Origin of the sequence: Actinomadura geliboluensis (genome assembly GCF_005889745.1) — a bacterium.
GTDB lineage: Bacteria > Actinomycetota > Actinomycetes > Streptosporangiales > Streptosporangiaceae > Spirillospora > Spirillospora geliboluensis.
Window position 1 is genome coordinate 1 of sequence record NZ_VCKZ01000012.1, and the last position, 24087, is coordinate 24087.

Annotated in this window: 20 protein-coding genes; 12 read left to right on the forward strand and 8 right to left on the reverse strand. The window is 75.6% G+C overall.

Annotated elements, in window-relative coordinates:
* The first annotated feature begins 69 nt into the window (after window positions 1-69).
* The 3 genes from ETD96_RS03520 to ETD96_RS03530 all read left to right on the forward strand — a co-directional run bounded on the left by ETD96_RS03520 (window position 70) and on the right by ETD96_RS03530 (window position 2658).
* Window positions 70-819, forward strand: a complete 750-nt coding sequence (locus ETD96_RS03520; protein WP_138633929.1) for a gamma-glutamyl-gamma-aminobutyrate hydrolase family protein — start codon at window positions 70-72, stop codon at window positions 817-819.
* A 73-nt stretch (window positions 820-892) separates the two neighbouring features.
* Window positions 893-1897 (forward strand): alpha/beta hydrolase, encoded by a 1005-nt coding sequence (locus tag ETD96_RS03525; protein WP_138633932.1) that lies wholly within the window; start codon window positions 893-895, stop codon window positions 1895-1897.
* The gene (locus ETD96_RS03530; RefSeq protein ID WP_138633935.1) at window positions 1873-2658 is read left to right on the forward strand and encodes an enoyl-CoA hydratase/isomerase family protein; all 786 of its coding nucleotides are present in this window, start codon (window positions 1873-1875) and stop codon (window positions 2656-2658) included. The genes ETD96_RS03525 and ETD96_RS03530 overlap by 25 nt, the downstream gene beginning before the upstream one ends.
* 31 nt (window positions 2659-2689) lie before the next feature.
* On the opposite strand, the gene ETD96_RS03535 is transcribed toward ETD96_RS03530, so the two are convergent.
* Window positions 2690-3124, reverse strand: coding sequence for an SRPBCC family protein (locus ETD96_RS03535; RefSeq protein ID WP_138633938.1), 435 nt, complete (start codon window positions 3122-3124; stop codon window positions 2690-2692).
* 99 nt (window positions 3125-3223) lie between these two features.
* On the opposite strand from ETD96_RS03535, the gene ETD96_RS03540 reads away from it, so the two are divergent.
* Window positions 3224-4693, forward strand: coding sequence for a class I adenylate-forming enzyme family protein (locus ETD96_RS03540; RefSeq protein ID WP_171068836.1), 1470 nt, complete (start codon window positions 3224-3226; stop codon window positions 4691-4693).
* Window positions 4694-4716: 23 nt separating this feature from the next.
* On the opposite strand, the gene ETD96_RS03545 is transcribed toward ETD96_RS03540, so the two are convergent.
* On the reverse strand, window positions 4717-5898 hold the full coding sequence (locus tag ETD96_RS03545) for an acyl-CoA dehydrogenase family protein (RefSeq protein WP_138633945.1): 1182 nt from the start codon (window positions 5896-5898) through the stop codon (window positions 4717-4719).
* Window positions 5899-6032: 134 nt separating this feature from the next.
* Between ETD96_RS03545 and ETD96_RS03550 the strand changes: the two genes are divergently transcribed.
* Window positions 6033-7466, forward strand: coding sequence for an aldehyde dehydrogenase family protein (locus ETD96_RS03550; protein ID WP_240807169.1), 1434 nt, complete (start codon window positions 6033-6035; stop codon window positions 7464-7466).
* 11 nt (window positions 7467-7477) lie between these two features.
* Here the strand turns inward: ETD96_RS03550 and ETD96_RS03555 are convergent, their stop codons facing one another.
* The 3 genes from ETD96_RS03555 to ETD96_RS03565 form a co-directional block, all read right to left on the reverse strand.
* Entirely contained in the window at window positions 7478-8986 is a 1509-nt protein-coding gene (locus ETD96_RS03555; RefSeq protein ID WP_171068837.1) for an RtcB family protein, read from the reverse strand.
* A gap of 144 nt (window positions 8987-9130) precedes the next feature.
* Window positions 9131-9721 carry a TetR/AcrR family transcriptional regulator gene (locus tag ETD96_RS03560; RefSeq protein WP_138633951.1) on the reverse strand — a complete coding sequence of 197 codons (591 nt, stop codon included), beginning with the start codon at window positions 9719-9721 and terminating at the stop codon, window positions 9131-9133.
* Between the two features lie 67 nt (window positions 9722-9788).
* Window positions 9789-10985, reverse strand: coding sequence for an ROK family transcriptional regulator (locus tag ETD96_RS03565; protein WP_138633954.1), 1197 nt, complete (start codon window positions 10983-10985; stop codon window positions 9789-9791).
* A 246-nt stretch (window positions 10986-11231) separates the two neighbouring features.
* On the opposite strand from ETD96_RS03565, the gene ETD96_RS03570 reads away from it, so the two are divergent.
* From ETD96_RS03570 to ETD96_RS03590, 5 genes are read left to right on the forward strand one after another with little or no spacing between them, the layout of a single operon-like run.
* Window positions 11232-12494 carry an ABC transporter substrate-binding protein gene (locus tag ETD96_RS03570; protein ID WP_205719095.1) on the forward strand — a complete coding sequence of 421 codons (1263 nt, stop codon included), beginning with the start codon at window positions 11232-11234 and terminating at the stop codon, window positions 12492-12494.
* A gap of 4 nt (window positions 12495-12498) precedes the next feature.
* Window positions 12499-13500: a carbohydrate ABC transporter permease gene (locus ETD96_RS03575; RefSeq protein ID WP_138633960.1), complete on the forward strand. Its 1002-nt coding sequence runs from the start codon at window positions 12499-12501 to the stop codon at window positions 13498-13500.
* Window positions 13493-14365: a carbohydrate ABC transporter permease gene (locus ETD96_RS03580; RefSeq protein ID WP_138633963.1), complete on the forward strand. Its 873-nt coding sequence runs from the start codon at window positions 13493-13495 to the stop codon at window positions 14363-14365. The genes ETD96_RS03575 and ETD96_RS03580 overlap by 8 nt, the downstream gene beginning before the upstream one ends.
* Window positions 14366-14422: 57 nt before the next feature.
* Window positions 14423-15838 carry a GH1 family beta-glucosidase gene (locus tag ETD96_RS03585; protein WP_338072530.1) on the forward strand — a complete coding sequence of 472 codons (1416 nt, stop codon included), beginning with the start codon at window positions 14423-14425 and terminating at the stop codon, window positions 15836-15838.
* A 35-nt stretch (window positions 15839-15873) separates the two neighbouring features.
* Window positions 15874-19089 carry an acetyl-CoA carboxylase family protein gene (locus ETD96_RS03590; protein ID WP_138633969.1) on the forward strand — a complete coding sequence of 1072 codons (3216 nt, stop codon included), beginning with the start codon at window positions 15874-15876 and terminating at the stop codon, window positions 19087-19089.
* Here the strand turns inward: ETD96_RS03590 and ETD96_RS03595 are convergent.
* Together ETD96_RS03595 and ETD96_RS03600 are read right to left on the reverse strand one after the other, a co-directional pair.
* Entirely contained in the window at window positions 19022-19867 is an 846-nt protein-coding gene (locus tag ETD96_RS03595; protein WP_240807170.1) for an ATP-binding cassette domain-containing protein, read from the reverse strand. The genes ETD96_RS03590 and ETD96_RS03595 overlap by 68 nt on opposite strands.
* 88 nt (window positions 19868-19955) lie before the next feature.
* Window positions 19956-20777, reverse strand: coding sequence for an SDR family NAD(P)-dependent oxidoreductase (locus tag ETD96_RS03600; protein ID WP_138633972.1), 822 nt, complete (start codon window positions 20775-20777; stop codon window positions 19956-19958).
* A gap of 167 nt (window positions 20778-20944) precedes the next feature.
* On the opposite strand from ETD96_RS03600, the gene ETD96_RS03605 reads away from it, so the two are divergent.
* A complete protein-coding gene (locus tag ETD96_RS03605) occupies window positions 20945-22966 on the forward strand; it encodes a HelD family protein (RefSeq protein ID WP_138633975.1) in 2022 nt (673 codons plus the stop codon).
* A 12-nt stretch (window positions 22967-22978) separates the two neighbouring features.
* On the opposite strand, the gene ETD96_RS03610 is transcribed toward ETD96_RS03605, so the two are convergent.
* Entirely contained in the window at window positions 22979-23569 is a 591-nt protein-coding gene (locus ETD96_RS03610) for a TetR/AcrR family transcriptional regulator (RefSeq protein ID WP_138633978.1), read from the reverse strand.
* A gap of 81 nt (window positions 23570-23650) precedes the next feature.
* On the opposite strand from ETD96_RS03610, the gene ETD96_RS03615 reads away from it, so the two are divergent.
* Window positions 23651-24052, forward strand: coding sequence for a nuclear transport factor 2 family protein (locus ETD96_RS03615; protein WP_138633981.1), 402 nt, complete (start codon window positions 23651-23653; stop codon window positions 24050-24052).
* The last annotated feature ends 35 nt before the right edge of the window (window positions 24053-24087 follow it).

Below are 24087 nucleotides of genomic sequence, written 5' to 3' on the forward strand. Positions count from 1 at the left end.
AGGGGGGCGGGTGCAGCGAGCACCCGTTCGCGCCGCCCGGTGGCCAGTGCTCAGCTGAGGGGGAAACGCATGTCAGAGGCCGTCCGCGGGGCTCCGCGCCCCGCCACCGGTGCCGGCGGCCCGCCGGTCATCGGGATCACCACCTACCAGGAGCCGGCCCGCTGGGGGACCTGGGTGCGCGAGGCCGCGCTGCTGCCGGCGCCGTACGTGCGCTCGGTCGAGCGGGCCGGCGGCGTCCCGGTGCTGCTGCCCCCGGCCGCCACCCTGCGCGGGGTCGACCTGCTCGTCGGCCGGCTGGACGGGATCGTGCTCGCCGGCGGCGGCGACGTCGACCCCGAGCTCTACGGCGCCGCCCGGCACCACGAGACGGGGCCGCCGCAGCCGCAGCGCGACCGGTTCGAGCTGGCGCTCGTCCGCGCGGCCGTCTCCGCGGACCTGCCGTTCCTGGCGATCTGCCGGGGCATGCAGGTGCTGAACGTCGCGCGGGGCGGCGCGCTCATCCAGCACCTGCCGGAGGCCGTCGGCCACCGCGGGCACGCGCCGCAGGCCGGCCTGGTCGGCTCGCACCCGGTGCGGATCAGCCCGACCAGCCAGATCGGCAAGATCCTCGGCGACGCGGCGGACGTCCCGGCCTACCACCACCAGGCGGTCGGCCGGCTCGGCAAGGGCCTGTCGGCCGTGGCGTGGGCGGAGGACCAGGTGGTGGAGGCCATCGAGCTGCAGGGCCACCGCTTCGGCCTCGCCGTGCAGTGGCATCCCGAGGAGGGCGAGGACAAGCGCCTCTTTGAGGCCCTGGTCGCGGAGGCCGCAGGCCGCTGAGCCGGGATTGGCGTCCCGGTTCCCGGGGAAGGCGACCGGTGGAAACCGCCGCATACCCCGGGGAGGCCGCCGCATGCCCGTTCATCCGCAGACCGCGAGCTTCCTGGAGCAGCTCGCCTCCTGGACGGCCCCGCCCGCCGGACCCGGGGACGGAGCCGAGCCGACGATCGCGGAGATGCGGGAGCGGATCGGCGCGGCGTACCCGGTCGTGCGGCGGGAACTGCCGTACGTGCGCGACGTCGCGGTGCCCGGCCCGGGCGGCCCGGTGCCGGTGCGGCTGTACCGCCCGGTGCCGCTCGCGCGCGGGCCGCTGCCCGCGGTCGTCTACCTGCACGGCGGCGGCTGGGTGCTCGGCGGCGTCGACAACGTGGACGCCGCGTGCCGCGACCTCGCGCACGCCGCCGGATGCGCCGTCCTGAGCGTCGGGTACCGGCTGGCGCCCGAGCACCCGTTCCCCGCGGCCGTGGACGACGCGTGGGCCGTCGTCGCCGCGGCCGGGGAGGCGGGCCGCGACGGGGCCCCGCTGGCCGGCCGCGGCATCGCGCCCGGCGCCGTGGCGGTGGCCGGCGACAGCGCCGGCGGCAACATCGCGGCGGCCGTCGCGCTGCTGGCCCGCGACCGCGGGCTGCCGCTCGCCCACCAGCTGCTGGTCTACCCGGTGACCGACACCGCGATGGACACCCCGAGCTGGCGGGAGTACGGGTCCGGGTACGGGCTGGACGCGGGCAGCCTCGCCCGGTTCATGGACCTGTACCGGGGCGGCGCCGACCCGTCCGACTTCCGGCTGGCGCCGCTGCGCGCCCCGGACCTGTCCGGCGCGGCGCCCGCCACCGTCATCACCGCCGAGTGCGACATCCTGCGCGACGAGGCGGAGGCGTACGCCCGCCGGCTCGCGGCGGCCGGGGTGCCGGTCGAGCTGCGCCGCTACGACGGCGTCGTGCACTCGTTCTTCCTGCTGCCGGAGATCTTCGACGCCGGTGCCGAGGCGATGGCGTTCGCTGTGCGACGATTGCGCGCGGCATTCGGTGATCGCGAGCGGGAGGGCGGCGCGCCATGTACGACGGGTACGAGCGGCTGAGGATCGACTGGGCGGCGGACGGGGTGCTGCGCGTCATGATCAGCACGCCGGGCAAGCTCAACGCGGTCGACACCGTGGGGCACCGCGAGCTGGCGGAGATCTGGCGGGACGCCGACGCCGACGACGCGGTGCGCGCGATCGTGGTGCGCGGCGAGGGGACGGCGTTCTCCGCCGGCGGCGACATCGCCATGATCGAGGAGATGATGGCCGACCACGCCGCGCGCCGCCGGATCATGCGCGAGGCCCGCGACATCGTGATGAACGTGCTGAACTGCTCCAAGCCGGTGGTCAGCGCCGTGCAGGGCCCGGCGGTGGGCGCGGGGCTCGCGGTGGCGCTGCTCGCCGACATCTCGGTCGCCGGCCGCACCGCGAAGATCATCGACGGGCATGTGCGGCTGGGCGTGGCGGCGGGCGACCACGCCGCGATCGTGTGGCCGCTGCTGTGCGGGTTGGCGAAGGCCAAGTACTACCTGCTGCTCAACGACGTCCTGACCGGCGAGGAGGCCGAGCGGATCGGCCTGGTGTCGCTGTGCGTGGACGACGCCGAGGTGCACGACCGCGCGCTGGAGATCGCCGGGCGGCTCGCCGCCGGGCCCGCCGAGGCGCTGTCGCTGACCAAGCACGCGCTGAACAACTGGCTGCGGCTCGCGGGCCCGACGTTCGACGCGTCGCTGGCGATGGAGTTCTTCGGGTTCACCGGCCCGGACGTGCGGGAGGGCGTCGCGGCGATCCGCGAGAAGCGCCCGCCCCGGTTCGGCTGAGGCGGGGCCCGGCCCCGGGGCGGGCCGGGGGTCAGCCGAAGCGCTTGGCGAGGGCGCCGAGCCCGGTCGCGTAGATGCCCTGCGCGAGCGTCTTGGTCATCGCCTCCTCGTCGGCGGCGTCCGCGGAGAACTCGGCCCGCCACTCGACGAACGCGTGGCCGGTGGCGGTGACCGGGGCGACGCGCAGCTCGGCGCGGCAGTCCCGCACCGGCAGCGGGCACTCCAGGATCTCGTACCGGTAGCCGCGGCCGGCGTCGTCCAGCGCGGTGAGCCGCTCGCGGAACACCGTCTCGCCGGGGCCGATCAGCCGGCGGACGCAGCCGACGCGGTCGCCGGGGCCGCCGTCCTCGATCACGCCGGTCTGCACGCCGGGCATCCAGTCGGCGAGGTTGCCGAAGTCCCGCAGGTAGGACCACACCTCGTCGGCGCTGCTGGCGAACACGGCACTGGCGTAGGACCGGGGCATGGGCTCTCCTCACGGTGGGCGGACCCTCATGCTGGCCCGGCCGCTGTGACCCGGGCAACACCTTGACCGTGCCGAATCCGATTCGGAATGATCAGGCGCATGCTGCTCGGGGACCTCGCGCACCGCGGCGCCGCGCTCTGGCCGGACCGTACGGCGTTCGCCTGGGACGGCCGCCGCCGCACCTACCGCGAGCTGCACCGGCGCGCGCGGTGCTGGGCCGGGCTGCTGGCCGGCGGGGGAGTGGGGCCCGGCGGCCGCGTCGCGCTGCTGACCGTCAACGCGCCGGAGGCGGTCGAGGCCGCGTTCGGCGCGTCGCTGATCGGCGCCGCGGTGGTCCCGCTGAACGTGCGGCTGAGCCCCGCAGAGATCCGGTACCAGGTCGAGGACGCCGGGGCGCGGCACGCGGTCGTCCACCCGGCGCTGGAGACCCTGGCCGCCGCGTCCGGCCTCCTCGACCTCGACCACTGGACGATCGGCCCGGCCCTCGACCGGGCCCTGGACGAGGCGCCGCCGCACGACCTTCCCCGCCCCGGCCCGGACGCGCCGGTCGTCCAGCTCTACACCTCGGGCACCACCGGGCATCCGAAGGGCTGCCTGCTGACCAGCCGGGGCTGGGTCGCCGCCGCGGCGAACGCGGTGCAGGCGTTCGGCCTGACCGGCGCCGACCGGCTGCTCGGCGCGCTGCCGCTGTTCCACGTCGCCGGGTACGGCGCCGTGCTCGGCCAGCTCGCCGCCGGCGGCACGGTCGTGCTGCCGTCCGGCGCGTCCCCGGAGGTGCTGTGGCCGCTCATCGCGGAGCACGGTGTGACCGTCGCGGTCTTCCCCACCGGCACCGGACGGGCGCTGCGCCATCCCGCCGCCGCGCCGGGGACGCTCCGCCTGGTCTTCGGCATGGCCGCGACCGAGCGGCCCGCGACGCTGGAGCGGCTGCGCGGCCTCGGCATCGGCTACCGCGGCGTGTACGGCTCGACCGAGGCCGGGAACTTCGTGGCGGTGTCCACGCTGGAGGACGAGCTGGCCGCCCCCGGCGCGGTCGGCCGCCCGCTGCCCGCGTTCGACCTCGCCCTGGACGGCGCGGACGGCCCCGGCGAGGTGGGGGAGCTGCTGCTGCGCGGCGCGAGCCTGATGGCCGGATACGCCGGGGACCCGGGCGTCCCGCCGGACGGCTGGCTGCGCACGGGCGACCTCATGCGGCTCGACGCCGACGGCCGCCTGCACTTCATCGACCGCGCCAAGGACATGGTCAAGAGCGGCGGCGAGAACGTGTACTGCGCGGAGGTCGAGCGCGTCCTCGCCGAGCACCCCGGCGTCCGGGACGCCGCGGTGATCGGCGTCCCGGACCGGCGCTGGGGCGAGGCGGTCAAGGCCGTGGTCGTGGTGCGCGGCGGCACCACGCCCGCGGAGCTGGACGCGCACTGCCGGGCCCGGCTCGGCGCGTTCAAGCGCCCCCGCTGGTACGAGCTGGTCGCGGCGATCCCACGCAACCACTCGGGCAAGGTGCCCAAGCGCGAGCTGCGCGCCGCGCACGACCCGGGCGCGTCCGTCCGGCTCCCCGAGTCAGGCGGGTAGGCGCGGGCCGGTGCGGCCGCGGCCTAGTACGACTTGGGCAGGCCCAGCTCGTGCTGCGCGATGTGGGCGAGGACGAGCTCCTCCGCGACCGGGATGTTCTTGGCGATGCGGGCGTCGCGGAACATCCGGGCGATCGGGTACTCCATCGAGTACGCCATCCCGCCGTAGGTCTGGAAGGCGCGGTCGGCCGCCTGCCAGGCCGCGTCCGCCGCGGTCAGCTTGGCGATGTTGGCCTCCGAGCCGCAGGGCCGGCCGCGGTCCCACAGCCAGGCGGCCTTGTAGGTCATCAGCCGCGCCAGCTCCAGCTGCGCCTTGGCCTTGGCGAGCGGGAACGCGATGGCCTGGTTGGTGCCGATCGGCTTGCCGAACGGGGCCCGGTCGGTCGCGTACTCGCAGGCGAGCCTCAGCACCAGCCCCCCGGACCCGACACCGCCCGCCGCGGCGAGGATGCGCTCGGGGTTGAGGATGTCCCACAGCACGAGGAACCCCTGGTCGGGCTCGCCGAGGACGCGCTCGGCCGGGACGCGGACCTCGTCCAGGAACACCATGCTGGACGCGACGGTGTTGGTGCCGAGCTTGGGGATCGGCTGGTAGGTGAGCGTGCCGTCGGCTACGGCCTGCTCGACGTCCACCAGCAGGACGGTGAACCCGGAGGTGCGCGGCCGGGCCTCGGCGGCCGGGATCGTCCGGGTGACAAGGACGAGGAAGTCGGCGCGCTCGACGCCGGAGATCCAGATCTTCTGGCCGCTCACCACGAAGTGGTCGCCGTCGCGGCGGGCCTGGGTGGTGATGTTGATCGCGTTGCTGCCCGCGTCCGGCTCGGTGATGGCGAAGCAGGTCTCGATCTCCCCGGCGGCGATCTTCGGCAGGAGCTCGCGCTTCTGCGCCTCGGTCCCGTGCCGGTTGATCGTCAGCCCGCCGAACGCGGGCGTCAGCAGGTACATGAAGGACGCGGCGCCGCCCGCGCCGCCCTCGGCCAGCGCCTCCAGGGCGACGGCCAGCTCCAGCAGCCCCTGGCCCCCGCCGCCGTACTCCTCGGGGATCGCCAGCGCGTGCCAGCCGCCCGCCACCAGCTCCCGCCAGACCTCCTCCGGCCAGCGCTTGTCCGCGTCGCAGCGGCCCCAGTAGTCCTGGTCGTACTTCCCGGCGATCGCCAGCACGCCCTCGCGCACCGCGGCCGCGCTCTCCGGCAGGTCGAAGTCCACCGCGCCTCCCTCAATTCGCGTCCGCACCACGGTAGCCGATTTCAGTAAGTGGTCACTGACGCGGGGGTGCGGTCATTGAAGCGCGCCGCACCGGGTAGGCGAACCGACGGACAGCGACTCGGGAGGGGGCGCCCATGCGGCCGCGCGACAGGTGGATGCTGGCCGGCGGACGGTGGAGCCAGGGCACCGGGCAGGACGCGTTCACGATGACCGACCCGGCGACCGGCGAGCCGCTGGGCGTGGTGGCCGTGTCCACGCCGGCGGACGTGGCCGCGGCCGTCGCGGCGGCCTGCGACGCCGCGCCCGGCTGGGCCGCCACCCCGGCCGCCGACCGGGGCGCGGCCCTGCACGCCGCCGCGCGGGCGGTCGAGGAGCGGATGGACGAGCTGGCCGCGCTCGTGACCGCCGAGATGGGCAAGCCGTCCGGCGACGCGCTCGGCGGCGTCGAGGCCGGCATCGGGACGCTGCGCCAGTACGCCGAGCTCGGCCCCCTGCACGGCGGCCGCAGCCTCCAGGGCGGCTGGCGGGCCGCCGACTTCCTGGTCCGCGAGCCGCGCGGCGTCGCCGCCGTGATCACCCCGTGGAACGACCCGGTCGCCATCGCCTGCGGCCTGATCGGCGCCGCGCTGGCCACCGGCAACACCGTCGTGCACAAGCCCTCCGAGCGGACCCCGCACACCGGCGCGATGCTCGCCGAGCTGCTCGACGCGTGCCTGCCCGACGGCGTCCTCAACATGGTGACCGGCGACGGGGAGACGGGCGAGGCCCTCGCCGGCCACCCGGACACCGACGTCGTCGCGCACGTCGGCTCCACCGCCGCCGGCCGCCGCGTCGCCGAACTGGCCCTGCGCACCGGCGCCCGCACCCTGCTGGAGAACGGCGGCTGCGACCCGCTGATCGTGGACCGCGACGTCGACCCCGAGTGGGCCGCCGGCCAGGCCGCCCTCGGCTGCTTCGCCAACGCCGGGCAGATCTGCACGTCCGTCGAGCGGGTCTACGTCCACGAGGCCGTGGCGGACCCCTTCCTGGAGGCCCTCACCGAGCGGGCCCGCGGCCTGCGGACGGGGCCCGGCGCCGACGTGACCACCGAGCTCGGGCCGCTCGTCGACGAGCGGCACCGCACCCACGTCCACCAGCAGGTCGAGAAGGCGATCGCGGACGGCGCGCGCGCTTTGACCGGCGCGCGGATCCCGGACGGCCCCGGCGCGTTCTACCCGGCCACGGTCCTCGCCGGCTGCGCCGACCACATGGCGATCATGGCGGAGGAGGTGTTCGGGCCGGTCGCGCCGGTCCGCACCGTGGCCTCCTTCGACCATGCCCTCGACGCGGCGCGCCGCTCCCGGCACGGCCTCGCCGCGACCGTCCTCACCCGGGACATGGCGCACGCGCAGGCCGCCTGGCGCACCCTGAACGTCGGCACGGTGAAGATCAACGCCGTGTTCGGCGGCGCCCCGGGCGGCGCCGCCGAACCGCGCCTCGGCAGCGGCCGCGGCTTCGGCTACGGCCCCGAGCTGCTGGACGAGATGACGAAGGTGAAGGCCGTCCACGTCCAGACCGACGTCCCCTGACGCCCCCTCCCTCAGCCCTTGACGGTCAGCAGCGGCCGCAGCTCCGCGACCGGCGTCGCGACGCCGCCGCCCGCCAGGCTCGACACGACCGGGCCGATGTCCTTGTAGGCCCACGGCGCCTCCTGCTTCAGGTCGCGCCGCCACGCCGCCATCACGTCGCGCCTGCGCGCCGTCACCGGGTCGCGGTGGTCCAGCGGCGTCACGACCCGGAACTCGCGCAGGAACGCGTCGAGCTCGGCGTCGCCGCCCCGCGCCGACGCGCCGCGCGGGACCCGGCGCCCGGCGCCGTGGCACGCGCTGGCCAGCGTGCGCGGGTTCCCGTGCCCGCGCAGGACGAAGCTGGACGCCCCCATCGACCCCGGCACGATGACCGGTTCGCCCCACATCGCATAGGGGCCGCCGGCCATCTCGGCGTGGCCGCCCGCCGGGGTGGCGCCCTTGCGGTGCACGAACCGGTCGCCGTCCCGCCAGAACAGGTTGTGGGGCGCGTCGTACAGCGGCCGGGCGTCCGGGTCCCCGCACTCGGCCGCCAGGCCCGCGCGCATCGCCAGCGACAGGAAGTACCGGTTGCCGGCCGCGAAGTTGGCGGCGTTGGCGAACGCGTCGAGGTACCGGCGGCGGGCGGGCTCGGACCGCTCGTCCAGCAGGAAGGGCAGGACGCCGTCGCGGGGCCGGGGCAGCCCGGCCGGCCACCCGGCGCGCAGCGCGTCCAGGGCGGTGGCGTTGGCCTGGTGGCCGAGCGACAGCGAGCCGCTGTGCACCATCGTGACGACCGTGCCGGGGGTCAGGCCCCAGGCGTGCGCGGCGGCGGGGTCGTGCACCTCGGCCACGTACTGCAGTTCGGCGAAGTGGTTGCCGCCGCCGATCCCGCCGATGACGCTGTCGTGGCTCGCGCCGCCCGCGCTGCCGATCCAGTCGGCGAACGCGGCGGCCGTCGCCGCCGGGTGCGCGCACGCGTGCGCCCGGTCCAGGGCGTCGTCGGCGTCCTCGGGCCGGAAGCCCCGCCACGGGGCGGCGCCTGCCAGCAGCAGACCCGGCAGGCCGTCGCGCAGCAGCGCCTCGCGCTGGACGGGAGTGAGCGCGATCCGGCGGCCGCCCTCGAAGAACAGGTGCCGCAGCCGCCGCTCCAGCGCGTCCAGCCGGGCCCGGACGCGGCCGGCGCGCAGCGCGGTGACCTCCAGCCGCATGCCGCAGTTGACGTCGCTGCCGACCGCCTGCGGCAGAAGCGCGTGCTCGGTCTCCAGGACGGTCCCGATCGGTATCCCGGCGCCCTTGTGGAAGTCGGGGGTGAGCGCGGCGCGGGTGATGCGCGGCTCCGGCCCGGTGTAGCCGGGGGTGGCCTCGGCGAGCCGCTCGAGCGTCCCGGCGGTCTCCAGCAGGGCCAGCGCCTCGGTGACGGCGGCGGGTTCGAGCGGGACGCCGGCCCCGGCGCAGATCTCGACGGGGACGCCCCGCGGGTTGGGGAGGGAAAGCCAGTGCTCGCCGGTGCGGGCGAGACGGGGGTCTTGACGTGCGGACACGGTGAATCCTTCAGGGCTGCTGGGAGCGCGCGACGGCGCGCGGGAAGGAGCCGTCCGCGCGGAGGGCGCGACGGCGGGGGAGCGGGCGGGGCCGCTCGTCCTCGGGTTCAGCAGCCGCGAGGAGAGACCAACGGTAGCGCGGGGTCAGGCGTCCGGGCCACCGGTTTTCGCGGGGACGGACAGGTAGCGGGCCACCAGCCGGGCCACGAAGTGCGCGAACTCCTCCGGCGGGCCGGACGGCAGCATGATGTGGCTCATCGTCAGCCGCACCGCCGCGTCGGCGACCTCGGTGAGCGCGTCGCGGTCCAGATGCGGCCAGTGCCGCAGCGCGTGGTCGGCGATGCGGGCGCTGGCGGCGAACAGCACCGGCTCGGCCTGCGTGGTGAGCAGCGGCAGCATCTCGTCGCCGCCCGCCCCGGTCAGCACCGCCTTCTTCAGCTGGTCGTCCGCCGAGGTCTCCAGCGTGTACATCACGGCGGCGACCACCGCGGAGTACACGTCGTCGTGCTCGGACAGCGCCGCGTCGACGCCGTCGAGGTAGCGCTCGTTGTCGCGGACCACGACCGCCTGGGCCAGCCCCCACTTGTCGCCGAACTCGTTGTAGACGGTCTGCCGGCTCACCCCGGCGGCCGCGGCGACGTCCCGCATGCGGACGGCCCGGTAACCGCGCTCGACCAGCAGCTCGGCGGCGGCGTCGAGCAGGGACTCGCGCACGGGGCGTCCGGCGGTGCCCATGGTGTCGTCGTTCCTCCGGGTGCTGGTCGGGCCACCATTATCGCGCGCCGCCCGGCGGCCCGGCCATTCAGGCGTCCGCCGGGGCGCCCCCGCGGTCCAGGAGGTGGGCGAGGGGGAGGGTCGCCGCGCCGACCGCGACCGCCTCGGGGCCGAGGTGGCACAGCTCCACCGCGGTCTGCGCGAACGGCTGCCGCAGCGCGTACGCGGCGGTGGCCTCGACGATCCGGTCCAGCATCCGGCCGCCGATCAGCAGCCCCGCCCAGCCGCCGATGATGATCTTCTCGGGGCTGAACAGGTTGACCAAGTCGGCGATGCCGGCGCCCAGGTACTCGGCGACCTCCGCGCGCAGCCCGGCGGCGGCCTGCGACGGGTCGGCGAGCAGCGCGGCGAGGGCCGCCTCCTCGTCGGTCCCGGCGGCGCCGCCCGCGGCCCGGTAGCGCTCCAGCAGCGCGGTCGCGCCGACATAGGACTCCAGGCAGCCGCGCGACCCGCACCGGCACCGCGCGCCGCCGACCCGCAGCGTCGTGTGCCCCCACTCGCCCGCGCTGCCGGCCGCGCCCCGGTACGGCGAGCCGTCGATCATCACGGCGGCGCCGACGCCGGAGCCGATCAGGGCGACGACGGCGTTGCGGTGGCCGCGGCCCGCGCCGAACCACATCTCGGCCTGGCCGAGGGAGGTGGCGCCGTTGTCGATGAACAGCGGCAGGTCGGTGCCGGCGCGCAGCATCCGCTCCAGCGGCACGGCCTCCCACCCGATCGTCTGGCAGTGCACGACGGCCTCCGGGCCGTGCTCGATCACGCCGGGCACGCCCACGCCGACGCCGATGATGGACGCCGGGTCGACCGACGCGCCCTCGATGACGGCGGGCAGCCCGTCCCGGATGTGCCGGACGACGGCGCGCTCGTCGTGGCCGCCGTCGCCGAGCGGCAGGTCGGCCTTGGCGAGCTGGGTCAGCTCCAGGTCGAACAGCTCGACCATCACCCGCGTCTCGCCGACGTCCACCCCGACGAGGTGGCCGTAACCGGCCGCCGTCTTCAGCAGCACCCGCGGGCGGCCCCCGTCGGACTCCACGCTGCCCGCCTCCACGACGAGCCCGGCCTCGATCAGCTCGGTGACGACGTTGCTGACCGAGGCGGGGCTGAGCCCGGTCTCGCGGGCCAGGTCCTGGCGGCTGAGCGGGCCGTCGAAGTACAGCCGCCGCAGCAGCACCGACCGGTTGGTGCGGCGCAGGTCGCGCACGGTCCTCCGGCGCCGTTCCGGCATCGGGCCCCCTTCTCCCGCGGCCGCCGCGCGGCCGCGTCCCCCCGGTTCCCAGGTCTTGACCCGGTAATTATGTCACTGCTTAGATCACGTCGTGAAATAAGGTGTGATCTAACTCTCCGAGTGATCCCCCTCACTCCGGACCGGAAGGCCGAGCCGATGCGCCAAACCCCACTCGCAGGACGGGCCGCATTCCCAGGACGGGCCACATTCGCAGGACGTGCAGGGGCCGTCCTCACGGCAGGACTGGTGCTCGCCGCCGCCGCGGCCTGCGGCGGCGGCACCGCGTCCGGCGGCGGGAACGGCGACCCGAAGACGCTGACCTACTGGGCCAGCAACCAGGGCGCCGACATCGCCGCCGACCAGAAGGTGCTGGCCCCCGAGCTCGCGAAGTTCGAGCGGCAGACCGGCATCAAGGTCAAGCTGGAGGTCGTCCCCTGGAGCGACCTGCTCAACCGCATCCTCGCCGCCACCACCTCCGGCCAGGGACCGGACGTCCTCAACATCGGCAACACCTGGTCGGCCTCGCTCCAGGCCACCGGTGGGCTGCTGCCGTTCGACGGCGCGGCGATGGCCGAGGTCGGCGGCGCCGGCCGGTTCGTGCCCGCCGCGCTCGCCTCCACCGGCGCCAAGGGCAAGCCCCCGGCCGCCGTGCCGCTCTACTCGCTCGCCTACGGCCTCTACTACAACAAGAAGATGTTCGCGGACGCGAACCTCCAGCCGCCGAGGACCTGGCAGGAGATGGTCGACGCCGGCCGAAAGCTCACCAAGGACGGGAAGCACGGCATCGCCGTCGAGGGCGCCAGCATCCCCGAGAACGTCCACGCCGCGTTCAACATCGGCCAGATGTACGGGGCCGACTTCTTCACCCCCGACGGCAAGCCGCAGTTCGCCACCCCGCAGGCGGTGAAGGCGGTCAAGTCCTACATCGACCTCATCGCCGCGGACAAGATCGCCGCACCCGGCAACGCGGAGTACTCCGCCAACCAGTCGATCAACGACTTCGCCACCGGCAAGGCCGCGATGCTCATGTGGCAGGCCACCACCAGCGGCCTCACCAACCTCGGCATGAAGCCCGGCGACTGGGGCGTCGTCCCGCTGCCCGCCCCGTCCCCGGCGCCGCCCGGCGGCAGGGGCGTCACCTCGATGGTCGCCGGCATCAACATCGCGGTCTTCAAGAACACCGGCAACAGGGACGGCGCGCTGAAGTTCGTGAAGTTCATGACCGGCGACGCCGAGCAGAAGGTCCTGAACAAGGCGTACGGGTCCCTCCCCGCCGTCACCGCCGCGCAGAACGACCCGGCGTTCGACACCCCCGACCTGAAGGTCTTCAAGCAGATCCTCGCCACCGGTGCCGCGCCGCTGCCGCAGGTCCCCGAGGAGAGCCAGTTCGAGACGGCCGTCGGCACCGCGATGAAGGACCTGTTCGCCGACGCCGCCGCCGGCAAGCCCGTCACGGAGGAGCGGGTGCGCGACGCGCTCGCCGCCGCCCAGGAACAGATGGGCGAGTAGGCGGATGGCCACCGCGAACGCCTCGGCCGCCCGGACGGGCGGCGCCGAGCGGCCCCGGCCCGGGCCCGGCGCGGCCCGGCCGGGCCGGCGGCGGCCGCGGCTCCCGCCCAAGGCGCTGCCCTACCTGCTGCTCGCCCCCGCGGTCGCCGCCGAGCTGATCGTGCACCTGGTGCCGATCGCCGTCGGGATCTGGATGAGCTTCCGGGAGCTGACGCTCTTCTACGTCCGCGAATGGTCCAGGGCCCCCGGCGCGGGCCTCGGCAACTACCGGGTCGCGGTCGACGTGGACGGCGCCATCGGGGCGGGCCTGCTGCGCTCCTTCCTCGTCACGGTCGCCGTCACGGTGCTGGCGGTCGGGCTGTCCTGGCTGCTCGGCACCGCCGCCGCGATCCTGATGCAGGACCGGTTCCGCGGCCGCGGGCCGCTGCGCGCGGTCTTCCTCGTCCCGTACGCGCTGCCCGTCTACACCGCGGTGATGACGTGGGCGTTCATGTTCCAGCGCGACACCGGCCTGGTCAACCACGTCCTCGCCGACCAGCTCCATCTGACCGGCGGGGACCGGCCGTTCTGGCTGATCGGCGACAACAGCTTCTGGGCGCTGGTCACCGTCATCGTGTGGCGGTCGTGGCCGTTCGCGTTCCTGGTGCTCATGGCCGGGCTGCAGAACATCCCCCGCGACCTGTACGAGGCGTCCGCGCTGGACGGCGCGGGCGTGTGGCGGCAGATCCGGCACATCACGCTGCCGGCGCTGCGGCCCGTCAACCAGGTCCTCGTGCTGGTGCTGTTCCTGTGGACGTTCAACGACTTCAACACGCCGTTCGTCCTGTTCGGCAGGGCGGCGCCCGACGGCGGCGACCTGATCTCGGTGCACATCTACCACGCGTCGTTCGTCACCTGGAACTTCGGCACCGGCTCGGCGATGTCGGTGCTGCTCCTGCTGTTCCTGCTGGTGGTCACGGCGGCGTACCTGCTCGCCACGTCGAGACGGAGGCCCGCGCATGGCTGAACCGCGCCCGTCCCGAAGGGGGCCGGCCGACCCGCCGGCGTCGTTCGTGTGGACGCGCCGCATCGTGCTGACGCTGCTGGCTGTGTTCACCCTCGTGCCCGTCTACGCGATGGTCAGCTCGTCGCTGAAACCGCTGCAGGACGTCCAGGGAGCGTTCCGCTGGATCCCGTCGGAGCCGACGGTCCGCCCCTACGTCGACATGTGGTCGACCGTCCCGCTGGCCCGCTACTTCGTCAACAGCGTGATCGTCGCGGGCGGCGCCACGGTCGCGTCGGTCGTGATCGCGGTCGGCGCGGCGTACGCGGTGAGCCGGTACCGGTTCGCGGGGCGCCGGGTGTTCACCGTGACGGTGCTGTCCACGCAGATGTTCCCCGGCATCCTGTTCCTGCTGCCGCTGTTCCTGATCTTCGTGAACGCCGGGAACGCGACCGGCGTCGCGCTGTACGGCAGCCGGGGCGCGCTGATCCTGACCTACCTGACGTTCTCGCTGCCGTTCTCGATCTGGATGCTGGCCGGCTACTTCGCCTCGATCCCGCACGAGCTGGACGAGGCGGCCCGGGTGGACGGCTGCGGGCCGCTGGGCGCGCTGCTGCGGGTGATCGTCCCGGCGGCGCTTCCGGGCATCGTCGCGGTGACCGTCTACGCCTTCATGACCGCGTGGGGCGAGGTGCTGTTCGCCTCCGTCATGACCAACGACCAGACCCGGACGCTGGCCGTCGGGCTGCAGGGCTACTCCACCCAGCACGAGGTCTACTGGAACCAGGTGATGGCCGCCTCCCTCGTGGTGAGCGTCCCCGTCGTCGCCGGGTTCCTGCTGCTCCAGCGCTTCCTGGTGGCCGGCCTGACCGCCGGCTCCGTCAAATGAGCTCCGTGAAATGAGCTCCGTGAAATGACCCGTCTCGACGACATCCGAGGGAGACCCGTGCCCATCGACGACCTGACCGCGTTCGGACCCGGCTTCGCCTGGGGGGCGGCGACGTCCGCCTACCAGGTCGAGGGAGCCGTCGCCGAGGACGGCCGCGCCCCCTCCATCTGGGACGCGTTCTGCCGCGTCCCAGGCGCGGTCGCCCGCGGCGAGACCGGCGACACCGCCTGCGACCACTACCACCGCTGGGCCGAGGACGTCGCGCTGATGAAGGCGCTCGGTCTCGGCGCCTACCGGTTCTCGGTGGCGTGGCCGCGGGTGCTGCCCGCCGGCGGCGGCCCGGTCAACCCGGCCGGGCTCGCGTTCTACGACCGGCTCGTGGACGCCCTGCTGGAGGCGGGCATCGAGCCGCACGCCACCCTCTACCACTGGGACCTGCCGCAGGCGCTCCAGGACCGCGGCGGCTGGCCGTCCCGCGACACCGCCGAGCGGTTCGCCGAGTACGCGGCCGTCGTCGCGGCGGCGCTCGGCGACCGCGTCGCATCGTGGGCGACGCTGAACGAGCCGATCTGCGCCGCGTGGCTCGGGCACCTGCAGGGCGTGATGGCGCCCGGCGTCGCCGACGTCCGCGCGGCCGTGCCCGCCTCGTACCACCTGCTGCTCGCCCACGGCCTCGGCGTGCAGGCCGTCCGCGCCGCCGCGCCCGGCGCCCGCGTCGGCATCGTCAACCTGCTCACCGACTGCGAGCCCGGCAGCGACCGGGAGGAGGACGTCGCGGCGGCGCGGCGCGAGGACGGCCACCACAACCGGTGGTGGCTCGACCCGGTGCACGGCCGCGGCCTGCCCGCCGACATGATCGAGGTGTACGGGGTGGAGCCGCCGGTGCGCGGCGGCGACCTCGCGGCGATCGCCGCGCCGCTGGACTGGCTCGGCGTCAACTACTACCGCCGGTCGGTGAACGTCGCCGACCCGGACGGGCCCGTCCCGCACACCCGGCAGATCACCCCGGCCGGGACGCCGCGCACCGGCATGGACTGGGAGATCCACCCCGACCGGCTGGAGAAGATCCTGCTGCGCGTCACCCGCGAGTACGCGCCCCGCAGCGTCATGGTCACCGAGAACGGCTCCGCGTACACCGACACGGTGACGCCGGACGGCGCCGTCCACGACACCGAGCGGACCGCCTACCTGGAGGCGCACCTGGCGGCGTGCGCGTCCGCGATCCGCGCCGGCGTCCCGCTGGACGGCTACTTCGCCTGGTCGCTGCTGGACAACTTCGAGTGGGCCTACGGGTACGCGCAGCGGTTCGGGCTCGTCCACGTCGACTTCGCCACCCAGCGGCGCGCCGTCAAGGACAGCGGGCACCGCTACGCCGAGATCATCCGCGCGCACCGGGACCTCCACGGGCACCAGGACCTCCAAGGGCGCCGGGACCTCCGGGCGCACCGCCTCGCGGGCCGCTCTCTAGAGTGAGGGCCGATCGGCTCAGGCGATGGTGAGGAGGCCGGGTGGGCGGGATCCTTGTGGCCAACCGGGGAGAGATCGCGCTGCGGGTCGTGCGGGCCGCGGCCGAGCTGGGCCTGCGGACCGTCGCCGTCCGCACCCGCGACGACGCGGCCTCGGCGCACACCCGGCGCGCCGACGAGGTGCGGGAACTGCCCGGCGAGGGCGTCGCCGGCTACCTCGACGCGGACGCGCTCATCGCCGCCGCCAAGGACGCCGGGGCCGCCGCCGTCCACCCCGGCTACGGCTTCCTCAGCGAGAACGCCGCCTTCGCCGCGGGCTGCGCCGCCGCCGGGCTCGCGTTCGTCGGCCCGCGGCCCGAACTGCTGGAGCTGTTCGGCGACAAGGCGCGGGCGCGGGACCTGGCCCGCGCGGCGGGCGTGCCCGTGGCGCCGGGCACCGGCGGCGCCGTGGACCTCGCGGGCGCCGAGGCGTTCGCGCGCGAGCACGGGCCGGTGATGCTGAAGGCGCTCGCGGGCGGCGGCGGGCGCGGCATGCGCGTCGTCGAGGACCCGGACGAGATGGCCGCCGCGTACGAGCGGTGCCGGTCGGAGGCGCTCGCCTCGTTCGGCTCCGGCGACCTGTACGCGGAGAAGTACGTGCCGCGCGCCCGCCACATCGAGGTCCAGGTCGCCGGGGACGGGACGGGCGCCGTCACCCACCTGTGGGAGCGCGACTGCAGCGTCCAGCGGCGCCACCAGAAGCTGATCGAGGTCGCGCCCGCGCCCGCGCTGCCCGCCGCGACGCGGGACGCGCTGCTGGACGCGGCGGTGCGGATGGCCGCCCGCGTCCGCTACGAGGGCCTCGGCACGTTCGAGTTCCTCGTCGCGGGCGCGGAGTTCTGGTTCCTGGAGGCCAACCCGAGGCTGCAGGTCGAGCACACCGTCACCGAGGAGATCACCGGTGTCGACCTGGTGAAGGCCCAGATCCGGCTCGCGCTGGGGGAGGACCTCGCGGGCGTGGGCCTGGCAGCGCCGCCGGCGGCGTCCGGCTGCGCCGTCCAGGTGCGGGTCAACACCGAGACGATCGGCGCGGACGGCGTGCCGCACCCCCGCGCCGGGACGCTCACCGCTTTCGCGCCGCCGTCCGGGCCCGGTGTCCGCGTCGACACCTGCGGCTACGCCGGGTACCGGACCAGCCTGCGCTACGACCCGCTGCTCGCCAAGGTGATCGCCCGCGCGGAGGACCTGCCGTCCGCGGCCGCGCGGGCGCACGGGGCGCTCGGCGAGTTCGAGGTCGCGGGCGTGGCCACGAGCATCCCGCTGCTCCAGGGCGTCCTGCGGCACCCCGAGTTCACCGCCGGCCGGGCGGACACGTCCTTCATCGGCGGCCACCTGGCCGAGCTGCTGGAGAGCGAGCACCGCCGCTACTACCCCGAGACCGCCGCGCACGCCGCCGAGCCGGAGGCCGCCGCCGTGCCGGACGCGCCGCCGGGAACGGTCGCCGTCGCCGCGCCCATGCAGGGCACGGTCGTGAGCGTCGAGGCGGCCGAGGGCGACCTCGTGCGGGCCGGGGCGCCGGTCGTGATCATCGAGGCGATGAAGATGGAGCACGTCGTCCGCGCGGGCGAGGCGGGCGTGGTCCGGATGCTGGCCGCCGCCCCCGGGGACACCGTCGCCGAGGGCGCGCCGCTGCTGTTCACCGAACCCGCCGACGCCGGCGGCGACCACGCCGCCGAGCAGGACGGGGCCGACCACGACGCGATCCGCGCCGACCTCGCCGAGACGCTGCGCCGGCACGAGATCGGCCTCGACGCCGCGCGGCCCGAGGCCGTCGCCAAGCGGCACGCGCGCGGCCACCGCACCGCCCGCGAGAACATCGCCGACCTCTGCGACCCCGGCACGTTCGTCGAGTACGGCGCCCTCGCGATCGCCGCGCAGCGGCAGCGCCGCTCCCTGGACGAGCTCATCGAACGCACCCCGGCCGACGGCATGGTGTGCGGCATCGGCGACGTGGACGGCGCCCAGGCCGTCGTCATGTCCTACGACTACACGGTCCTGGCCGGGACGCAGGGCTACCAGAACCACCGCAAGACCGACCGGATGCTCGACATCGCCCACCGCCGCCGCCTCCCGCTGGTGCTGTTCGCCGAGGGCGGCGGGGGACGGCCCGGCGACACCGACACCTCCACCGTGTCCGGCCTGGACGTGACGACCTTCCACGCGATGGGGCGGCTCAGCGGCGTCGTCCCGTCCGTGGGGATCGCCTCCGGCCGCTGCTTCGCCGGGAACGCGGCCCTGCTCGGCTGCTGCGACGCCATCATCGCCACCCGCGACGCCAACATCGGCATGGGCGGCCCCGCGATGATCGAGGGCGGCGGCCTCGGCGTTTTCGCGCCCGAGGAGATCGGCCCGATCACCGACCAGGAGCCCAACGGCGTCGTCGACATCGTCGTGGAGGACGAGGCCGAGGCGGTCGCCGCCGCCCGCCGCTACCTGTCGTACTTCCAGGGGCCGCGCGCGGAGTGGGAGTGCGGCGACCAGCGCGTGCTGCGGCACCTCGTCCCCGAGAACCGGATGCGCGCCTACGACGTCCGCCGCGCCGTCGAGCACCTCGCCGACACCGGGTCGGTGCTGGAGCTGCGCCGCGCCTTCGGCGTCGGGATCATCACCGCTCTGGTGCGGGTCGAGGGCCGCCCGATGGGCCTCATCGCCAGCAACCCCGCCCACCTCGGCGGCGCCATCGACCGCGACGCCGCCGACAAGGCCGCCCGGTTCCTGCAGCTGTGCGACGCGCACGGCCTGCCCGTGGTGTCGCTGTGCGACACCCCCGGCTTCATGGTCGGCCCGGACGCCGAGCGCACCGCGACCGTCCGGCACTTCGGCCGGCTGTTCGTCATCGGCGCCAACCTCCGCGTCCCGGTCGTCACGGTCGTGCTCCGCAAGGGCTACGGGCTGGGCGCGCAGGCCATGGCGGGCGGCGGGTTCAAGGCGCCGCTCGCGACCGTCGCCTGGCCGACCGGCGAGATCGGCGGCATGGGGCTGGAGGGCGCCGTCCGGCTCGGGTTCCGCAAGGAGCTGGAGGCCGCCGAGGACCCGAAGGCCCTGTTCGAGCAGATGGTCGCCGCCGCCTACGAGTACGGCAAGGCGCTGCACGCGGCCACGGTGTTCGAGCTGGACGACGTCATCGACCCCGCCGACACCCGCCGCTGGATCACCGCGGTGCTCGCCGGAGCGCCGCCCGCGGAGGACCGTCCCCGGCCGTGGATCGACACATGGTGACCGGCCGCCCGGCGCGGTAGGCGTCCCGCACCCGCGGGTCGGCGCGGACCTCGGCGGGCGCGCCCGCCGCGATCACCCGGCCGCCGTCCAGGACGTGCACGACGTCGCAGACGCCCAGCACCGGCTCCAGCTCCCGACCGGCCACCAGCACCGCAAGACCTTCGGCGGCCAGGTCGCGCAGCAGCACCTCCAGGGCGCGCGCGTACCGCACCGGCAGGCCGTCCCACGGCTCGTCCAGCAGCAGCACCGCCGGTTCGGCGGTCAGGGCCCGCGCCAAGTCGGCCAGCAGCGCGACGCCGGGCGGGGCCTCCCGCGCGCGCCGGTCGGCGTGCTCGGCGATGCCGACGCGGGCGAGGACCTCGTCGGCGCGGGGCCCCGCGTCGCGGCGGGCGTCCAGGCGGCGCCGCCACCGGTCGCGCGCCGTCCGGCCGGCGACCTCCGCGGTCAGCGCGTGCCGCGCGGCCGCGGCCCGCACCGCCTCGCGCACGGTGCGGGAGCCGGCCGGCCCGGGCCGGGGGGCCGCGCGGGCGATGCCGCGCCGGGCCCGCTCGCGCGCGGCGCTGCCGGTCAGGTCGGCGTCACCGAGATGGACGGTGCCCGCGGCGGGGCGGCGCAGCCCGGCGATCACCTCGCACAGCGTCGTCTTGCCCGCGCCGTCCGGGCCGATCAGGCCGGTGACCGCGCCGGGCGGCGCGGTGAGCCCGGCGCCGTCCACGGCCGTCACCGCGCCGAACCGCACCGTGACGTCGCGGACCCGGAGCCCCGCTGGAGCGGTCATGCCCATCCGCACCTCGGCTCACTGTGATGTGGGTCACTGGGGGATCCACACCCTACTGACGCGCGCGGGCGGCGGCAACGGCCTCCGGTCAGGGCGGCGGCGGCTCCAGCCGGTCGCGCGTCCACTCCTTGACGCCCGCGACGAACGCGTCGACGTCGGCGGCCTTGCCGGACGCCATCTCGTCGAACCAGTCCGGCACGTACTGCTCGAACTTCCCGGTCTCCAGCGCGGCCAGGACGGCGTCGGCGACCCGCTCCGGCGGCAGCGCGTCGGACACGTCGCTCAGCGGCGGCTCGTTGCCGGGCAGCGTGAACAGCTCGGTCCCGGCGATGAGCGCGGGCTGGACCACGTGGACCTGCACGCCCGTGCCGTCGAGGTCGACCGCCATGCTCTCCCAGAACGCGGTCAGCGCCGCCTTGGACGCCCCGTACGCGCCCTCGTGCGGCGGCCCGAGCCGCGCCGCGACCGACCCGATCGCCACCAGGTGCCCGCGCCCCCGCGCGATCATGCCCGGCAGCAGCGCCAGCGTGAGCCGCACCGGGGAGGCGTAGTTCAGCCGCATCACGTCCTCGGCCTCGGCGGGCGCGAGGTCCTGGACGCGGCGGCGCTTCGGCATCCCCGCGTTGTTGACCAGGACGTCCACGCCGCCGAGCTCGCGCTCGGCGGCGGCCGCGAGGTCGGCGATCCCGTCCAGGTCGGCGAGGTCGGCGGTCCACATCGCCGAGTCGGGGGAGTGCTCACGGCAGCGCGCGAGGACCTGCTCGAGCCGGTCCTTGCGCCGCGCCACCAGGCCGACGCGGGCGCCGGCGGCGGCGAGCGCCTCCGCGACGACCGCGCCGATGCCGGACGAGGCTCCCGTGACCAGCGCGGACCGCCCCGTCAACGTCACCCGTCCCGTCGAAGTCACCATGGCGCCCAACGTCACACACGCACGCCCGGCCGGGCAAGGCGAAGCGCCGCCGCCTCCGGATCCGGCCGTTGGGGGAGCGGATGAAGGAGCCGTCCAGGCCGTCCCGGCGGCCGGTAAGGTTGTGGGTTTCCCCTGTACGCCCCTCGCACCGCCGGAGGTCTGCCCGCATGCCCGCCGAACCCGCCGGATCCGACGAAACGGAGATACTCACCGCCGAACGCGCCCACCTGGCCGAGTCGCGCGCCGCGCTGCGCCGGATGCGCGAGCACGCCGCGAGCCTGTCCGCCGACGTGGCCGCCGACTGGGTGAGCCGGCAGATCCTGGAGGCGATGCTCGACCAGCGGGTCGCCGCGCTCGCCGACCACCCCGACACGCCCCTGTTCTTCGGCCGGATGGACCGCGCCGCCGCGGGCGACCCCGAACTGCCCGAGGTCATCTACGTGGGGCGGCGGCACGTCCACGACGGCGCCGAGGGCCGCCCCCTCGTGCTGGACTGGCGCGCCCCCGTCTCGCGCGCCTTCTACCAGGCCGGCCCCGCCGACCCGATGGGCTGGCGGCTGCGGCGCCGGTTCGGGTTCCAGGCCGGGGAGCTGACCGCATTCGAGGACGAGCCCCTCGACGGCGGGGCCGGCGCCGGGCCGTCCCGGATCCTCACCGAGGAGATCGAGCGGCCCCGCACCGGGCCGATGCGCGACATCGTCGCCACCATCCAGCCCGAGCAGGACGTGATCGTCCGCGCCGACCTGCCCCGCACGGTCTGCGTGCAGGGCGCGCCCGGCACCGGCAAGACCGCCGTCGGCCTGCACCGCGCCGCCTACCTGCTGTTCACGCACCGGGAGCGGCTGTCGCGGTCCGGCGTCCTCATCGTCGGCCCGAACCGGGCGTTCCTCGGCTACATCTCGGCGGTGCTGCCCGCGCTCGGCGAAGTCCGGGTCGAGCAGGCCACGATCGACGACCTGCTCGGGGCGCCGCTGGGGGAGGAGCCGGCGGCGGTGTCGGCCGCCAAGGGCGACGCCCGGATGGCGGACGTCCTGCGCAGGGCCCTGTGGCTGCACGTCCGCAAGCCCGCGGAGGGCCTCGTCGTCACCCGCGGCTCGGTCCGCTTCCGGCTCGCCGACCACGAGGTCCGGGAGATCGCGGCGGGGCTGCGCGGCACCACCCGGTACGGCGCCGGCCGCGCCGCGTTCGCGCAGCGGCTCGCGCACCGGGTGCTGGTGCTGATGGAGCAGCGCGGCGAGGCGCCCGACGACCGCGTCCAGGACCAGGTCGCCCGGAGCCGGCCGGTCCGGGAGGTGCTCGACGCGGTGTGGCCGAAGGTGACCGCCGAGCAGGTCCTGCACAGGCTGCTGTCGGACGGCGAGTTCCTCGCGCGGGCCGCCAAGGGCGTCCTGGACGAGGACGAGCAGGCCGCGCTCCTGTGGCCGAAGGCGCCGCGCTCGCACCGGTCGGCCAAGTGGACCGCCGCCGACCGGGCCCTCCTCGACGAGCTGGGCGACCTCATCGACCGGACGCCCTCGCTCGGCCACCTCGTCGTGGACGAGGCGCAGGACCTGTCGGCGATGCAGCTGCGGGCGCTGGGCCGGCGCTGCGGGACGGGCTCGGCGACCGTGCTCGGCGACCTCGCCCAGGGCACCACCGCCTGGTCGGCCCGCTCCTGGAAGGAGGTGCTCGGCCACCTCGGGCAGGACGGGGAGGTCACCGAGCTGACCCTCGGGTTCCGCGTCCCGGGGACCGTCCTGGACTACGCCGCCCGGCTGCTCCCGCACGTCGCGCCCGGCCTGGAGCGGCCGCGCTCGCTGCGGCCCGGCGCGGGCGCCCTGGAGGTGCGCCGCGTCGCCGACGTGGTCCCGGCCGCCGCCGGGGCCGTCCGCGCGGCCCTCGCCCGCCCCGGCTCGGTCGGCCTGATCGTCCCGGACGCCGCCGTCGCCGCGCACGCGGCCGAGCTGGCGGCGGCCGGGCTGGAGCACGCGGTGCTCGGCCCGGAGTCGGACGGCTCCGCCCGGCTGCTGGTCATCCCCGCGACCCTCGCCAAGGGCCTGGAGTACGACCATGTGATCGTCGCCGAGCCCGCCGCGATCGCCGCCGCGGAGGAGCGCGGACTCGCCCGGCTGTACGTCGTGCTGACCCGCGCCGTCACTTCGCTGACCGTGCTGTACCGCGACGACCTGCCGGCGGAGCTGGCCGCCTGACGGGCGGCCGCCCTACCCGCGCGCGGCCCGTTCCGCGGCCGCGCGCGGGCGCAGCCCGTCGAAGGCGATCCGCAGGACGTCCTCGCGGGCCCCGGCGTGCCCGGCCGCGTAGGACATGCCGACCAGCAGCGCCATGACCACCTCCAGGTCGGCGTCGGAGCGGACGGCCCCCGCCTCCTGCGCGCGTTCGAGGAGGACGGCGAGCGCCGCCCGCAGGCCGGGGCCCGCGCGGCCGGTGGCGGCCCGGGCGTCGACGCCCGCCTCGGCCAGCGCCTCGGTGACGGCCTGCTTCGCCGCCGCCTGCGCGACCACCCGGGACAGGAACCCGAAGAACGCCGCGCCCGGGTCGGCGGCCGAGCGCAGCTCCTCGGCCTCGCCGGCGAGCCGCTCCAGCAGCGCGACCAGCACGGCCTCCAGGAGCGACTCCTTGGTGGGGAAGTGCCGGAACACCGTGCCGATCCCGACGCCCGCCCGCCGCGCGACCTCCTCGGTGGACGCCGAGGTGCCCCGGGCGGCGAAGACCTCCTCGGCCGCCGCGAGGACCTTGGCGCGGTTGCGCAGGGCGTCGGCGCGCAGCGGCCTGCCGGACGCGGGAGAGGTCATCGGCGCCTTCCGTTGACAAGTGGAGTCGTGACTCCATATTTTGCATACGGAGTAGAAACTCCGATTGTAGGGGAGTCAGCCATGTCCGAGTTCGCCACCCCCCGGGCCGTCTTCCAGCGGCTGCTCGACGGGATCATCGCGCGGCGCCCCGGCGACCTGCCGCGCCTCTACGCGGAGGACGCGGTGGTCGTGCAGCCGTTCGCCCACCCCGCCGCGCGCCTGGAGGGCCGCGCGGCGCTGCGCGAGCACTTCGCCCGGCTGGAGACGCTGCCACTGGAGATGGCGGCGCGCAACGTCACCGTCCACCAGACCGCCGATCCCGAGGTGATCATCGCGGAGTTCGAGTACGCGGGGCGCAACACCGCGACGGGGCGGGAGTTCCTGCTGCCGAACATCGTGGTCATGCGGGTCCGCGACGGGCACATCGTGGAGTCCCGCGACTACCACGACCACTCGGGGCTCGGCCTGGCGGCGGGCGCCTGACCGGCGCCCCGCCGGGCCGCGCGGTTGACTCGCGG

Excerpts from the sequence above, each read along its gene's own strand:
- ETD96_RS03520 (WP_138633929.1), top strand. The coding sequence starts at position 70 with ATGTCAGAGGCCGTCCGCGGGGCTCCGCGCCCCGCCACCGGTGCCGGC.
- ETD96_RS03525 (WP_138633932.1), top strand. The coding sequence starts at position 893 with ATGCCCGTTCATCCGCAGACCGCGAGCTTCCTGGAGCAGCTCGCCTCC.
- ETD96_RS03530 (WP_138633935.1), top strand. The coding sequence starts at position 1,873 with ATGTACGACGGGTACGAGCGGCTGAGGATCGACTGGGCGGCGGACGGG.
- ETD96_RS03535 (WP_138633938.1), bottom strand. The coding sequence starts at position 3,124 with ATGCCCCGGTCCTACGCCAGTGCCGTGTTCGCCAGCAGCGCCGACGAG.
- ETD96_RS03540 (WP_171068836.1), top strand. The coding sequence starts at position 3,224 with ATGCTGCTCGGGGACCTCGCGCACCGCGGCGCCGCGCTCTGGCCGGAC.
- ETD96_RS03550 (WP_240807169.1), top strand. The coding sequence starts at position 6,033 with ATGCGGCCGCGCGACAGGTGGATGCTGGCCGGCGGACGGTGGAGCCAG.
- ETD96_RS03560 (WP_138633951.1), bottom strand. The coding sequence starts at position 9,721 with ATGGGCACCGCCGGACGCCCCGTGCGCGAGTCCCTGCTCGACGCCGCC.
- ETD96_RS03565 (WP_138633954.1), bottom strand. The coding sequence starts at position 10,985 with ATGCCGGAACGGCGCCGGAGGACCGTGCGCGACCTGCGCCGCACCAAC.
- ETD96_RS03575 (WP_138633960.1), top strand. The coding sequence starts at position 12,499 with ATGGCCACCGCGAACGCCTCGGCCGCCCGGACGGGCGGCGCCGAGCGG.
- ETD96_RS03580 (WP_138633963.1), top strand. The coding sequence starts at position 13,493 with ATGGCTGAACCGCGCCCGTCCCGAAGGGGGCCGGCCGACCCGCCGGCG.
- ETD96_RS03595 (WP_240807170.1), bottom strand. The coding sequence starts at position 19,867 with ATGACCGCTCCAGCGGGGCTCCGGGTCCGCGACGTCACGGTGCGGTTC.
- ETD96_RS03600 (WP_138633972.1), bottom strand. The coding sequence starts at position 20,777 with ATGGTGACTTCGACGGGACGGGTGACGTTGACGGGGCGGTCCGCGCTG.
- ETD96_RS03605 (WP_138633975.1), top strand. The coding sequence starts at position 20,945 with ATGCCCGCCGAACCCGCCGGATCCGACGAAACGGAGATACTCACCGCC.
- ETD96_RS03610 (WP_138633978.1), bottom strand. The coding sequence starts at position 23,569 with ATGACCTCTCCCGCGTCCGGCAGGCCGCTGCGCGCCGACGCCCTGCGC.
- ETD96_RS03615 (WP_138633981.1), top strand. The coding sequence starts at position 23,651 with ATGTCCGAGTTCGCCACCCCCCGGGCCGTCTTCCAGCGGCTGCTCGAC.